Source organism: Agrobacterium sp. GW821-FHT14E08 (assembly GCF_058803865.1).
The window spans coordinates 605,691-619,157 of the sequence record NZ_JBXAPJ010000001.1; the positions used below are offsets into that span (position 1 = coordinate 605,691).

Annotated in this window: 11 protein-coding genes and 1 other annotated feature; of the genes, 6 read left to right on the top strand and 5 right to left on the bottom strand. The window is 58.6% G+C overall.

The window, feature by feature from the left end; genetic code table 11:
• The first annotated feature begins 30 nt into the window (after nt 1–30).
• Nucleotides 31–86 (top strand) — a sequence feature (sul1 is cis-regulatory element that is thought to sense ions involved in sulfur or methionine metabolism; They are found in Alphaproteobacteria).
• Nucleotides 87–160: 74 nt separating this feature from the next.
• Nucleotides 161–1,642 (top strand): SulP family inorganic anion transporter, encoded by a 1,482-nt coding sequence (locus AC1ROR_RS02960; protein ID WP_498588569.1) that lies wholly within the window; start codon nt 161–163, stop codon nt 1,640–1,642.
• A 41-nt stretch (nt 1,643–1,683) separates the two neighbouring features.
• Here AC1ROR_RS02960 and AC1ROR_RS02965 read toward each other — a convergent pair whose 3' ends face one another.
• Nucleotides 1,684–2,874, bottom strand: a complete 1,191-nt coding sequence (locus AC1ROR_RS02965) for an aq_1923 C-terminal domain (RefSeq protein ID WP_498588570.1) — start codon at nt 2,872–2,874, stop codon at nt 1,684–1,686.
• Nucleotides 2,875–3,103: 229 nt separating this feature from the next.
• On the opposite strand from AC1ROR_RS02965, the gene parC reads away from it, so the two are divergent.
• On the top strand, nt 3,104–5,356 hold the full coding sequence (gene parC / locus AC1ROR_RS02970; RefSeq protein ID WP_498588571.1) for a DNA topoisomerase IV subunit A: 2,253 nt from the start codon (nt 3,104–3,106) through the stop codon (nt 5,354–5,356).
• Between the two features lie 89 nt (nt 5,357–5,445).
• Here the strand turns inward: parC and AC1ROR_RS02975 are convergent, their stop codons facing one another.
• From AC1ROR_RS02975 to hemB, 3 genes are all read right to left on the bottom strand, one after another.
• Nucleotides 5,446–6,204, bottom strand: a complete 759-nt coding sequence (locus AC1ROR_RS02975) for an arginyltransferase (protein ID WP_080834112.1) — start codon at nt 6,202–6,204, stop codon at nt 5,446–5,448.
• 178 nt (nt 6,205–6,382) lie between these two features.
• Nucleotides 6,383–6,841, bottom strand: a complete 459-nt coding sequence (locus tag AC1ROR_RS02980; protein WP_035217820.1) for an RDD family protein — start codon at nt 6,839–6,841, stop codon at nt 6,383–6,385.
• A gap of 97 nt (nt 6,842–6,938) precedes the next feature.
• The gene (hemB, locus tag AC1ROR_RS02985) at nt 6,939–7,952 is read right to left on the bottom strand and encodes a porphobilinogen synthase (protein ID WP_498588572.1); all 1,014 of its coding nucleotides are present in this window, start codon (nt 7,950–7,952) and stop codon (nt 6,939–6,941) included.
• Between the two features lie 173 nt (nt 7,953–8,125).
• On the opposite strand from hemB, the gene AC1ROR_RS02990 reads away from it, so the two are divergent.
• The gene (locus AC1ROR_RS02990; RefSeq protein ID WP_035217818.1) at nt 8,126–8,563 is read left to right on the top strand and encodes a DUF6163 family protein; all 438 of its coding nucleotides are present in this window, start codon (nt 8,126–8,128) and stop codon (nt 8,561–8,563) included.
• Nucleotides 8,564–8,797: 234 nt separating this feature from the next.
• Nucleotides 8,798–9,307: a transcriptional regulator LdtR gene (gene ldtR, locus AC1ROR_RS02995; RefSeq protein ID WP_026363448.1), complete on the top strand. Its 510-nt coding sequence runs from the start codon at nt 8,798–8,800 to the stop codon at nt 9,305–9,307.
• Between the two features lie 116 nt (nt 9,308–9,423).
• Here the strand turns inward: ldtR and AC1ROR_RS03000 are convergent, their stop codons facing one another.
• Entirely contained in the window at nt 9,424–10,149 is a 726-nt protein-coding gene (locus tag AC1ROR_RS03000) for a hypothetical protein (RefSeq protein WP_142844840.1), read from the bottom strand.
• Between the two features lie 489 nt (nt 10,150–10,638).
• On the opposite strand from AC1ROR_RS03000, the gene AC1ROR_RS03005 reads away from it, so the two are divergent.
• Both AC1ROR_RS03005 and glyA read left to right on the top strand, forming a co-directional pair.
• Nucleotides 10,639–11,970 carry a L,D-transpeptidase family protein gene (locus tag AC1ROR_RS03005; RefSeq protein WP_498588573.1) on the top strand — a complete coding sequence of 444 codons (1,332 nt, stop codon included), beginning with the start codon at nt 10,639–10,641 and terminating at the stop codon, nt 11,968–11,970.
• A gap of 206 nt (nt 11,971–12,176) precedes the next feature.
• Nucleotides 12,177–13,466 carry a serine hydroxymethyltransferase gene (glyA, locus tag AC1ROR_RS03010; protein ID WP_035217816.1) on the top strand — a complete coding sequence of 430 codons (1,290 nt, stop codon included), beginning with the start codon at nt 12,177–12,179 and terminating at the stop codon, nt 13,464–13,466.
• Nucleotide 13,467 lies beyond the last annotated feature (1 nt).

The following is a 13,467-nucleotide window of genomic DNA, read 5'->3' on the forward strand; positions in this document are numbered from 1 at the left end:
TTTTTTGCTGTCTATAGATGGGTCACTCACCACGGACCCGGTGAAACCCCGGGTGGCTCTTCTGGCCGCCGATCCGCCAGACAACGCAAAGCACCGACATTCCTTTTCAATCTACCGGACATGGCTCCGGCCGGTGCGTCATTCTTTGCGAAAAAATCAAATGAACAGATTTCAGACTTACAGACGTGAGTGGTTTTCCAATATTCGCGGCGATCTCCTTTCCGGCATCGTCGTGGCACTCGCCCTCATTCCCGAAGCCATCGGCTTTTCCGTCATCGCCGGGGTCGATCCGAAGGTGGGATTGTTCGCCTCCTTTGCGATTGCCTGCGTTTCCGCCTTTACCGGCGGCAGACCGGGCATGATCTCGGCGGCAACCGCCGCCACCGCCGTCCTGATGGTCACGCTCGTCAAGGAACACGGGCTGCAATATCTCTTCGCCGCCACCATCCTCATGGGCGTGCTGCAAATTCTGGCGGGCCTTGTAAAACTCGGCCGGGTGATGCGCTTCGTCTCGCGTTCGGTCATGACCGGCTTCGTCAACGCGCTGGCGATCCTGATCTTCATGGCGCAATTGCCCGAGCTGATCGGCGTGCCGGTCGAGACCTATGTCATGATCGCGGCCGGTCTTGCGATCATCTATCTCTTCCCGCTGGTCACCAAAATAGTGCCGTCGCCGCTGGTCGCCATTATCGTTCTCACCTGTGTTGCCGTCTTCTCCGGCATGGATATCCGCACGGTCGGCGATCTCGGTGAGTTGCCCTCGACGCTGCCGATATTCGCCCTGCCGCAGGTGCCGCTGACCTTCGAGACGTTGCAGATTATCTTTCCCTATTCCGTCGCGCTCGCCGCCGTCGGTCTGCTGGAATCGCTGCTGACGGCGCAGATCGTCGACGACATGACGGATACGGGCAGCAACAAGAGCCAGGAATGCATCGGGCAGGGGACGAGCAATATCGCCTCCGCCCTCATCGGCGGCATGGGCGGCTGCGCCATGATCGGCCAGTCCGTCATCAATGTCAGCTCCGGCGGTCGGGGCCGCTTATCCACCTTCGTCGCGGGCGCGTTTCTGCTGTTCCTCATACTGGTGCTGGACGATCTCGTGCGCATCATTCCCATGGCCGCGCTGGTGGCGGTGATGATCATGGTCTCCATCGGCACCTTCTCGTGGCGTTCCATCCTCGATCTGCGCCGCAACCCGCCATCTTCCAGCATCGTCATGCTGATCACGGTCGGCACGGTGCTTGCGACCCACGATCTTGCAAAGGGCGTGTTGGCCGGCGTCCTTCTCTCCGGGGTGTTTTTCGCGGGCAAGGTGTCGAAACTCTTCCATGTCCGGCCGGAGCTTTCAGCCGATGGCCGGGAGCGGGTCTATCGCGTCGATGGCCAGATTTTCTTCGCCTCGACGGAAAGCTTCATCGCCGCCTTCGATTTTGCCGATGAGGTTGAGGCGGTGACAATCGATGTCACCCAGGCGCATCTGTGGGATATTTCCGCGGTCGGCGCGCTGGATAAGGTGGTCCTGAAATTCCGCAAGGCCGGCAGGCGGGTTGAGGTGATCGGCGTCAACGAGGCAAGCGCCCACATGATCGACCGCTTCGCCCTGCACGATAAACAGGACGGCGCTGTCGCGCCGCTGCACTGAGTGCAAAAGAAAAGCCCCGGCATGACCGGGGCTTTTTGGTTCTATTCGTTTGCCGTTACCGTCACGCCGAGCATTTTCGGCAGGGTATTCGGCGCGCCCATCGCAGCGCCCATGATCATCGGGAACGGAACCGGCTTTTCCGGCTCTGCCGTGATCGAGAAGTTCTTCGGATTGTCGATATAGGTGTTGATCGCCGCCGACACCATGTTCTGCAATTCCGGAACGTTGAGCGAAGCCATCATGATCGGCGCCATGCCCTTGATGGTCTGGGCAAGCTGGTCGCCCGTCATGCCCTGCTGGCTTGCCGCATAGTCGATGGCGCGCTTGGTGATGCTGGCGTCTTCGAAGCTGATCTCGGCGTTGACGAAGGAGAGCTGCTGCATCAGGCCGAGCATGGCGAGGCTTGCTGCCTGGTCCGCCTGTTCCTTGTTCGGATTGGCGGCCTGCGCCTTCACCGTTTCCTGCATCGACTTGATGAAGTCGAGCGTGTAGCCGGAGAAACCGAACGACATGTTGAGACGGCCGACATTGTCGAGGTCGATGGCATATTCTTCGACGTCGATGGTGCCGGAGGCCACTTCCCAGCTGCCGCTCATGGTCATGTCGCCGGAAAGCGCCTGCAGATTGAGCTTTTCAATCGCGTCCTTCGTGCCGGGATCGGTCACGTCGCTGAGATCGGCCTTGAAGCCGGATGCGTCGAGTTCGAAACCGATAGAAGCCTTGTCGTCGCTGACGGACATGGTTGCGGTGCTTTCCTCGAGCGAGAAAGCCGGCTTGCCGTCGATGGAAACGGAAACCGGACCGCTATGCGCCTCATCGTAGAACATCAGCGCATCGATGGTGCCGGTGGTCGCATCGCCCGGAATGACGAGGCCGGACATGTAGATGTCGCTTGCCTTGATCTCCACATTTTCCTGCTTGTAGTCGATATTATCGAAGCGGGCGTTCTTGATCTTGTAGCCGCCGTTGTTTTCCTCGACGCCTTCGAGCGTCACATTGCCGACCGGGATCTTCTTGGCCGGATCGGCTGCCGCGTTGAAGGTCACGCTGTTCAGGGTCACCGTCGAGCCGTTGACGGCGACGGAACCGGCAGCGATCTCGCCGCCCTGCGCGGCATAGGCCGCATTGATCTTCTTCAGCACATCCCCGCCATCCAGCGCGAAGGCCGGTGCCGAAAGCGTAAGAAGCGCGGCACTCGCGAAAAGAACCTGCCGGGTGGATTTCAGTCTCATGATGTTTCTTCCCTCAACGTACGGCTGTGCACCGTGTCCGAATTCGAATGGTGATACTTATATTCGCGATTATTCAAAGGTCTATAGGATTTAGATCGATTCCCATGACGGCGGCATTGCGGCATTTGCAACGCGGTTAACAAAAAACAGCATGAAAGAGTTGCTTTCATCCACAGGGCAGACCCCCGAATTTCTTGCCGGGAATCGGCATTTCCGCTAGTCAAGCACCATGGGAAAAAATCTTGTACCTCCGTCAGGCGGAGACGATAACATTCATCCGGTCGATTTGAAGGCGGCGCTTGAAGAGCGCTACCTCGCTTACGCCTTGTCCACGATCATGCATCGTGCGCTGCCGGATGTGCGCGACGGCCTGAAGCCGGTTCACCGCCGCATCATTCATGCCATGAGTGAAATGGGCATTCGCCCCAACTCCGCCTTCAAGAAATGCGCCCGTATCGTCGGTGACGTGATCGGTAAATTCCACCCGCATGGCGACCAGTCGGTCTATGATGCGCTGGTGCGTCTAGCGCAGGATTTCTCCCAGCGTTATCCGATTGTCGACGGACAGGGCAATTTCGGCAATATCGATGGCGACGGCGCCGCCGCCTATCGTTACACCGAAGCGCGCATGACCGAGGTTGCGGCGCTGCTGCTCGAGGGCATCGGCGAGGATGCGGTGGATTTCCGCGCCACCTATAACGAAGAAGACGAGGAACCGGTCGTCCTGCCGGGCGCATTCCCCAATCTGCTCGCCAACGGCGCCTCCGGCATTGCGGTGGGCATGGCGACCTCGATCCCGCCGCACAACGCCCATGAACTTTGCGACGCGGCGCTTTACCTCATCAAGCATCCCGATGCGACGGTGGAAAAGCTGGTGGAATTCATTCCCGGCCCCGACCTGCCGACGGGCGGCGTGATCGTTGAGAGCCGTGAGAATATTCTTGATGCCTATAAGACCGGCCGCGGCGGTTTCCGCGTGCGCGCCAAATGGGAGACGGAAGATCTCGGCCGCGGCGGTTATCAGATCGTCATCACCGAAATTCCCTTCCAGGTGCAGAAATCGCGCCTGATCGAGAAGATCGCCGAGCTGCTGATTGCCCGCAAGCTGCCGCTGCTCGAGGATATTCGCGACGAATCGGCCGAAGACGTGCGCATCGTGCTGGTGCCGAAGAGCCGTACCGTCGATGCGACGCTGCTGATGGAATCGCTGTTCCGCCTGTCCGACCTCGAAAGCCGCCTGCCGCTCAACATGAACGTGCTGTCGCTCGGCAAGGTGCCGAAGGTGATGGCGCTGAACGAGGTGCTGAGCGAGTGGCTGGCGCACCGCAAGGATGTGCTGGTCCGCCGTTCCCGCCACCGTCTCGCGGCCATCGACCGCAGGCTCGAGATTCTCGGCGGCCTGCTCGTCGCTTATCTCAATCTCGATGAGGTCATCCGCATCATCCGCGAAGAGGATGAGCCGAAACATGTGATGATGGCCAAGTGGTCGCTCACCGACAATCAGGCCGAAGCCATCCTTAACATGCGGCTGCGCAACCTGCGCAAGCTCGAGGAATTCGAAATCCGCAAGGAGTTCGATGAACTCAGCAGCGAAAAGGCCGAGATCGAGGCGCTGCTCGCTTCCGATGACAAGCAATGGCAGACCGTCGCCTGGGAAATCGGCGAGGTCAAAAAGAAATATGCCAAGGCAACCGAGATCGGCCGCCGCCGCACCCAGTTCGCGGATGCGCCGGATGCCGATATCGAGGCCATCCAGCAGGCGATGATCGAGAAAGAACCGGTCACCATCGTCATCTCGCAGAAGGGTTGGATCCGGGCGCTGAAGGGGCATATGTCCGACACCTCGTCGCTCACCTTCAAGGAAGGCGATGGCCCGAAGCTGGCCTTCCCGGCGCAGACGACGGACAAGCTGCTGCTGCTGACGACAGGCGGCAAGGCCTATACGCTCGGCGCCGACAAGCTGCCGGGCGGTCGCGGCCATGGCGAGCCGATCCGCATCATGGTCGACATGGAGAACGATCAGGACATCTTGACCGCCTTCGTGCACGATCCATCGCGCAAGCTGCTGCTCGTCTCCACGGCTGGCAACGGTTTCATTGTACCCGAGAGTGAAATGGTCGCTAATACCCGCAAGGGCAAGCAGATCATGAATGTCTCGATGCCGGATGAAGCCAAGCTCGCCGTGCCGGTGACGGGCGACCATGTCGCCGTCGTCGGCGAAAACCGCAAGCTTCTGGCCTTCCCGCTTTCGCAGGTGCCGGAAATGTCGCGCGGCAAGGGTGTGCGCCTGCAGCGCTACAAGGACGGCGGCGTCGTTGACGTGAAGTGTTTCGCGCTTGCCGAAGGCTTGTCATGGTCCGACACGGCCGGCCGTCTGTTCAACAAGGTGGGTGAGGAATTGCGCGAATGGCTGGCCGACCGTGCCACTGTTGGCCGCACCGTGCCGAAGGGCTTTCCGCGCAGCGGGAAATTTGGCGGGTAACACGTAAATGACGTTCCCGGTTGCAAAGCCGGGACGTCTTTCCTGCTTTACTTACAAGAGCTCGGCATTCGCTGAGGCTTTACGAGAGTTCATTTTTCTTCAGGGTGGTAAACCTCCCACCCGCGTGGGGTCAGATGCTCCTGCGGATGGTAGCGGGTCTTGTAGCCCATCTTTTCCGAACCATCGACCCAGTAGCCGAGATAGACATGCGGCAGGCCAAGCGCGCGGGTGCGGGTGATGTGATCGATGATCATGAAGGTGCCGAGCGAGCGTTTTTCCAGATCGGGATTGAAGAAGGAATAGACCATCGACAGGCCGTCGCTCATCACGTCGCTGAGCGCCACGGCCAGAAGTTCGCCGCGCTTGCTGGAATCGATGCCGGAGCCGGGTTCGCGCACGCGATATTCGATGATGCGGGTGTTCACATGCGTGTCTTCCACCATGATCGCATAGTCCAGCGCCGACATGTCGGACATGCCGCCCGACTGGTGGCGGTGGTCGAGATAGCGGCGAAACAGGGCGAATTGTTCGGTGGAAGGCTCGGCGGCATGAACCGTGGCGACGACGTCCCTGTTGGCGGCCAGAACCCGCCGCATCGATTTCGTCGGCTGGAACTGTTCGGTCAGGATACGCACGGACACGCAGGCTCGGCAGTTTTCGCAGGCCGGGCGATAGGCGATGTTCTGCGAGCGCCTGAAACCGCCCTGGGTCAGAAGATCGTTCATTTCCGAAGCGCGCGGACCGACCAGATGGGTGAAGACCTTCCGCTCCATCTGGTTCGGCAGATAGGGGCAGGTGGCCGGCGCCGTAAGATAGAATTGGGGAGAGGGCGTCGCCTGCGTGTTCATCGAACCGTGATCGCCTCCTGCGTCTGTTATGAAAGCGCGCCGCGATTTCACGGGGTTGGCGGCGGCGCTTCAAGCGACATGCATAATGTCACAGAATGGCAAAATGCCGGAAAACGTCAACTGCGAGATGCGGCATTTGCGGGGTTTGAAAGCCACGTTTGCGTGGCTTTCCTCGATATCAGCGCGTTCTGACGATGACGGTGCCGAGCAGGAAGTCGTGAACGAGGCGCGAACGCTCGGTAAACAGGCCTGCAAGCAGGATCAGCGGCGTCAAAACCGAGTTGATGACCCAGAAAAGCACGATGTGAACGGTCGACAGCAGGAAATCGATTCGCCGTCCGTCCATCCGCGCCATGGCTATCCCCATCGCCCGCATGCCGGGGGTCGCCTGCGAGGGGCCGCCGAGCGTCATGCCGAAATAAAGCACGGCAACGATGACGAACAGCGCTGGATAGAGGAAGAAGCCGAGGCCGAGGGTAATCACGCCGAGAAAGAAGACGATGACCGCGGCCGGAATGCACAACAGGAGAACGATCGCATAATCGATCAGGAACGCGAAGACCCGCCGGCTCAGGACGCCGCTATAGGCGCGCCAGTCATCCGGTGCGGCATAGGTGGGGTTCTGGTCGAGGCTCATCGGTCGTTTTCTCCTGAGAAGGCATGACAGCGCGGCATGAGTGCCGTGTCAGCAGACAATATGGGAAGAAAACGACCGAATACAATAAGTGCGGGCTTCAGCCCTTTGCCAGTTTGCGTGCGGCCTCGATGGCGAAATAGGTGAGAACGCCATCGCAACCGGCACGCTTGAAACAGAGAAGCGTTTCCATCATCACGCGCTCGCCATCGATCCAGCCGTTCATCGCGGCAGCCTTGATCTGGGTATATTCGCCGGACACCTGATAGGCGAAGGTCGGCAGGCCGAAATTCTCCTTCAGCCGCCAGCAGATGTCGAGATAGGGCAGGCCGGGCTTGACCATCAGCATATCCGCACCTTCCTCCACGTCGAGAGCGGCATCGCGGATCGCCTCCATGCCATTTGCGGGGCTGATGTAATAGCTGTTCTTGTCGCCCTTCAGAAGGCCGGCCGTGGAAATGGCCTCGCGATAGGGGCCGTAATAACCGGAAGCGAATTTCGTCGCATAGGACATGATGCCGACATTCTGGTGTCCGGCGGCATCGAGACCGCGACGGATGGCGCCGATCCGGCCATCCATCATCTCCGATGGAGAAATAATGTCCGATCCGGCTTCCGCCTGCAGGATCGCCGCCTTGATAATCTGTTCCACCGTCTCGTCATTGACGATCTCGTCGCCGCGCAGAATGCCGTCATGGCCGTGGCTGGTGAAGGGGTCGAGCGCAACATCGGTGATCATGCCGATATTGGGAACGGCTTTCTTGACGGCGATGGTTGCCTTATTGATGAGATTATTCGCCTCGAGTGCGTTAGAACCGGTCTCGTCGCGCAGCTCCATTTCGATGTTCGGGAAGGTAGCAATTGCCGGAATGCCGAGATCGGCGGCCTCTTTTGCGGCTTCCACCAGCTTGTCGACGCTCATGCGGTTGACGCCCGGCATCGCCGGAATGGGATCGAGAATATTGCTGCCCGGCACGATGAAGACCGGCCAGATGAGATCGTCAACGGTGAGGCGGCTTTCCTGCACCAGACGGCGCGTCCAATCCGCCTTGCGATTGCGCCGCATGCGACGATGGCCGGTGATCTCGTCGACTAGATGCGTTTTGTCCTGCATGTAAGAATGTCCTTCGATCAAATTTGGAAAGCTGCATAACATGAAGCGCGGCCCATGCGAATGCGACAATCTTCCCTCATCGGCGTCCCGCACCGGCGTGATGTTTTGACAAGGCAGGCCGTGGAATTCAATATGGGCTGGTCGCCCGTTCGTCGAGACCGTATCTTCCGGCCATGGAACCTGATTCTCAACCTCTGCCGAAGCGTCCGCTTACGGAAATCCTCTTTCTGGTCTTCATGAGGCTGGTCGCGGTCTCCTGTTTCTGGTTTGGCCTGCAATATTGGGCGATGCTGACGGGATATTCGCTGGGCGGGCAGGGCCGGTTCGACATGCTGAACCTGCCCTGGCGGGTGGCGGGCAGTGCGCTGGCGGTGATTTTCCCGGTTGCCGCACTCGGCCTCTGGCTCGGCGCCTCTTGGGGGGCGGTCATCTGGGTCATGGGCGCGGGCGCGCAGATCGCCATGTACAAGGTGTGGCCGCATATCTTCGGCGCCAACACGCTGGTGCCCGTCATGCACGGTCTGGTGGCAACCATTTATATACTATTTCTGGTCGCTTTCTGGCTGGATCAGCGCCAAAATGAAGAGCGCGCAAGAATTGATTTACCATAAGAATAAAGCAATTCGGCCTGATTTTGGGCTGTATTTCAAGGCTAAGCTATTGATTTATAATGGGTTGGCCTGAAGCATTCCCGCTTCGCCACAAGTTGGGCCCTCCGGGGAAAATGCAGGTAACCATTTGTTAATCGTAGCTTTTAAGTAGAATTTTATGCGCATTGATTAGGTTCTCACTCAAGGCGGGAGACAAACAAACACACCGCCAAACAAAACAGTGAGGCAGTCATGATCAATAGCAAAGTTAAGCCGCAGGCCGTTGTTGCCGATGCACATGAAGATACCATCCGCTCGCTCTACATGGAGTCGCTGCACCTGGTGGAACGTCTCCACCGCCGCCTCCTCGATGTCATCAAGGATGAGTTCGACCGTCAGGGTCGCGATGACGTCAACGCCGTTCAGGCCCTGCTGCTGTTCAACATCGGCAATTCCGAACTGACGGCCGGCGAGCTTCGTTCGCGTGGTTATTACCTCGGCTCGAACGTCTCCTACAACGTCAAGAAGCTGGTCGACCTCGGTCTCATCAACCACCAGCGCTCGCGTGTCGACCGTCGCTCGGTCCGCATCAGCCTGACGGAAAAGGGCCAGGAAATCGCCGAAACGGTTGCCCGCCTTTATGAACGCCACGTCGGCTCGATCGAAAAGGTCGGCGGCATCGGCACCGGCGAGTTCTCCGAAATGAACAAGCTGCTGCAGCGCCTCGATCGCTTCTGGAACGACTCGATCGCTTACCGTCTCTGATCAAATAAGTAATTGAACCACTAAATATAATCCAGTTCTACACTGGAACGAAAGGGCGTAGCGGGTACTAAAGTGTACAACGTTGCGCCCGTTTCCGTTTCATCTCCGTATCACTGCTAAAAAGGGATGTCGTCGTCCATATCGCGTGAGAAGCCCCCTTTCGGACCCTCAATCTTCTTCTGAGGAGCCTCAAGCTTTTTCGGCACTTCAGGCGGCGGTAGCTGGGCTTGATCGGGTTCGGCGGATTTTGCTTTTCCCATCACATCACCAATGCGCTTAAACAGCTCATTTAGCGGATTGAGCGCCTTGCCGTACTCTTGAGCAAGCGCTGCACCCTCAAGCATGAAAAGCATGGCATTGTCGAAACGCGTCCGGCTGCGGTCAACGTCTGCGATGAAGAGATTGAGCTTTGCAAAGAGCGAATTGCGCTTACGCTCCTCAAGATCGGACTTTTGAATAACGCTAGCGATTTCATTGACCAGAGCATGAATTCGATCTTTCTCAGCGTCACTAAGGCAGACCGAATATACCTTGTGAGCTCGGGTCTGTCGGATTTGCACCGTCATAACGTAGCGCTGCACTTGATAGGAGAATTCGTCGTAGACTTCGTACACTCGACCTCGAGGTGGAAGCTCCCAACTGTCAAACTCAGTGATATTGAGAGCTGAGGCGGCTGAGAGAACCTTGCCCATGAATTCGAGGTTGAATTGGCTTCCGTCCTCGTTCTGGTCGAGGCGCAATAGGTTTTCTTTGAGTTCTTGTTGATAGCGGTGAACCAACTCGGAAAAGGCTATCCCATCATCCTCGTGTAGGTTTGCAAACTCTTCCAGAATAGATGCCATGGGTGCTCCTCTGTAACGCAACCTGAAAATAGGTTGAATCAGATACAGTTACAACGTGCGCGACTGCTAATTCCAAGGAAATTTGTTCTTTATTTGTTCTTTATTTGTTCGTTAAAACCATAGCGAGGAATGCAGGCTATCTCACGCAGCGATCAACGATACCGCCGCTCACCATTTTCTGCCGCGCACCTCATTCGCCATGAGCCAATCTGGCCCATAAGGTGAACCTTCGCCCGGCTTTTTCAGAGGTACACAGCTTCGTGAGAAGAGGGCCGTGACACGAATCGGCCATATTGATATGGGACGCGCAAGTCTAAGGAGCCGGCTTTTTCTCCTGTTGTTGCGGCAAGTGCCGATTGTACTGCCAGACACCAGCACCCTGATCATGCTTATCAGGTAATCCCGGCCGGCAGACACGTTATACGTGTTTGTTAATCATATTGATTTAGGCATTGTTGAGAATGCCGAAGAGAGTGGCTGGTAGGTAGAATGACAAAGAAATCCGTTTCCGATTCCGTATCGCGCCGCGCGCTTCTGCGTTCGGCCGTTTCCGTTGGCGCCGCCGCGCTTGCCGCGCCGGCCTTTGCGCAGAACGCGCTCAACGATCTCATGGGCTCTTCGCGCCGCGGCAACTGGGATGACCAGTTCGACGCCAATACGTCGCGTTCGGCCGTGGGCGTGGTTTCCAACAATCCGGTTCTCGGACGCGAAGCGCCTGTCTATATGCAGCAGGCGATCATGCAATATCAGCAGATCGTGCAGAATGGCGGCTGGCCGGAAGTGCCCGCCACCCAGCAGCGCCTTCAGATCGGCGTTTCCGACCCATCCGTGCATGCACTCCGCCAGCGCCTGATGGTTTCGGGTGACCTGCCGCGCGAAGCCGGAATTTCCAGCGCCTTCGATTCCTACGTCGACGGTGCGCTGAAGCGCTTCCAGGCCCGCCACGGCCTTCCCGCCGATGGCGTCAGCGGCGAATACACCACGAAGGCGCTCAATGTTTCCGCGCAGATCCGTCTGGCGCAGCTGCAGACCAACCTCGTGCGCATCCAGTCCATGTCGGGTGATCTCGGCCAGCGTCACCTGATGGTGAATATTCCGGCCGCCGCCATCGAGGCAGTGGAGAATGAGCGCGTCGTCCTGCGCAACACAGCCGTCGTCGGCCGCGCCAGCCGCCCGACGCACGTCATCAACTCCAAGATCTACGAGGTCATCCTCAACCCCTACTGGACAGCGCCGCGCTCGATCGTCGAAAAGGACATCGTGCCGCTGATGCAGAAGGACCCGACCTATCTGGAGCGGAACAACATCCGCCTCATCGACGGCAAGGGGCAGGAAGTTTCGCCAACCGCGGTCGACTGGTTCGCACCCAAGGCCCCGAACCTGATGTTCCGTCAGGACCCCGGCAAGATCAACGCCATGTCGTCGACGAAGATCAACTTCCACAATCCGAACAACGAATATATGCACGACACGCCGCAGCAGGGCCTGTTCAACAAGCTGATGCGGTTTGAGTCCTCCGGCTGCGTGCGCGTGCAGAACGTGCGCGACCTTACAAGCTGGCTGCTGCGCGACACGCCCGGCTGGTCGCGTCAGGAAATGGAACGTGTCATCGCGACCCGCGTCAACACGCCGATCAAGCTGGCGCAGGAAGTGCCCGTTTATTTCGTCTACATCACCGCATGGTCGGCGAAGGACGGCGTGGTGCAGTTCCGCGATGATATCTATGAGAAGGACGGCAACGCCGAACTGGCGCTGAACACCACGAGCGGCATGGAGCAGCCGGCCGGCGCTGTGGACGACGACCTGTTGCCGCGCAACTGATCCTCTGCCGTTGGGTTTTATCTCTAAATGAAAGGCCGCGCCCTGCCGGGTGCGGCTTTTCCTCTTTTTACTGCTGCTTTTGAAAAAACAACTGTCGTTTTTTGTCGCAACGTCGCAGTTTGACGGGCAAATCTCGCAGCCCGTATTGCTCTTGTCCGGGCAGGGCGCTAAGACGCCATCGCATTACTGTTTCAGGAGCCTTCACCATGTCGAACACAGATGCTTTCTTCTCCCGTCCGCTTGCCGAAGTCGATCCGGATATTTTCGGCGCGATCGAGAAGGAACTGGGTCGCCAGCGCCACGAGATCGAACTGATCGCCTCGGAAAACATCGTTTCCCGCGCCGTGCTCGAAGCGCAGGGTTCGATCATGACCAACAAATATGCGGAAGGTTATCCGGGCAAGCGTTATTACGGCGGCTGCCAGTTCGTCGACATCGCTGAAGAACTCGCCATCGAGCGCGCCAAGAAGCTGTTCGGCGTCAACTTCGCCAACGTGCAGCCGAATTCCGGTTCGCAGATGAACCAGGCCGTGTTCCTCGCGCTGCTGCAGCCGGGTGATACCTTCATGGGTCTCGACCTGAACTCGGGCGGTCACCTGACGCATGGTTCACCGGTCAACATGTCCGGCAAGTGGTTCAACGTCGTCTCCTACGGCGTGCGTGAAGGTGACAACCTGCTCGACATGGACGAAGTGGAGCGCAAGGCCAAGGAAACCCGGCCGAAGCTGATCCTCGCCGGCGGCACCGCCTATTCCCGTATCTGGGACTGGAAGCGCTTCCGCGAGATCGCCGATGAAGTCGGTGCTTACCTCATGGTCGACATGGCCCACATTGCCGGTCTCGTTGCCGGTGGCCAGCACCCGTCGCCGTTCCCGCACTGCCATGTTGCCACCACCACCACGCATAAGTCGCTGCGCGGCCCGCGCGGCGGCATGATCCTTACCAACGAAGAGGATCTGGCCAAGAAGTTCAATTCGGCTGTCTTCCCGGGCCTGCAGGGCGGCCCGCTGATGCACGTCATCGCCGCCAAGGCCGTTGCCTTCGGTGAAGCGCTGCAGCCGGAATTCAAGGACTATGCCGCACAGGTCGTCAAGAACGCCAAGGCACTGGCCGAAACCCTGATCGAAGGCGGTCTGGATGTTGTCTCCGGCGGCACCGACAACCACCTGATGCTGGTCGATCTTCGCAAGAAGAACGCCACCGGTAAGCGCGCGGAAGCAGCTCTTGGCCGCGCCTACGTCACCTGCAACAAGAACGGCATTCCTTTCGATCCGGAAAAGCCTTTCGTCACCTCTGGTGTTCGCCTCGGCACACCGGCCGGCACGACGCGCGGTTTCAAGGAAGCGGAATTCCGCGAAATCGGCAAGCTGATCGTCGAGGTTCTCGATGGTCTGAAGGTTGCCAATTCGGATGAGGGCAATGCCGCCGTCGAGGCTGCGGTGCGTGAAAAGGTCGTCGGCCTGACGGACCGTTTCCCGATGTACCCCTACATGTAAG

Bases quoted from the DNA above. Each gene is read 5' to 3' on its own strand.
- AC1ROR_RS02960 (WP_498588569.1), top strand. From the start codon at position 161: ATGAACAGATTTCAGACTTACAGACGTGAGTGGTTTTCCAATATTCGC.
- AC1ROR_RS02965 (WP_498588570.1), bottom strand. From the start codon at position 2,874: ATGAGACTGAAATCCACCCGGCAGGTTCTTTTCGCGAGTGCCGCGCTT.
- parC (WP_498588571.1), top strand. From the start codon at position 3,104: ATGGGAAAAAATCTTGTACCTCCGTCAGGCGGAGACGATAACATTCAT.
- AC1ROR_RS02975 (WP_080834112.1), bottom strand. From the start codon at position 6,204: ATGAACACGCAGGCGACGCCCTCTCCCCAATTCTATCTTACGGCGCCG.
- AC1ROR_RS02980 (WP_035217820.1), bottom strand. From the start codon at position 6,841: ATGAGCCTCGACCAGAACCCCACCTATGCCGCACCGGATGACTGGCGC.
- hemB (WP_498588572.1), bottom strand. From the start codon at position 7,952: ATGCAGGACAAAACGCATCTAGTCGACGAGATCACCGGCCATCGTCGC.
- AC1ROR_RS02990 (WP_035217818.1), top strand. From the start codon at position 8,126: ATGGAACCTGATTCTCAACCTCTGCCGAAGCGTCCGCTTACGGAAATC.
- AC1ROR_RS03000 (WP_142844840.1), bottom strand. From the start codon at position 10,149: ATGGCATCTATTCTGGAAGAGTTTGCAAACCTACACGAGGATGATGGG.
- AC1ROR_RS03005 (WP_498588573.1), top strand. From the start codon at position 10,639: ATGACAAAGAAATCCGTTTCCGATTCCGTATCGCGCCGCGCGCTTCTG.
- glyA (WP_035217816.1), top strand. From the start codon at position 12,177: ATGTCGAACACAGATGCTTTCTTCTCCCGTCCGCTTGCCGAAGTCGAT.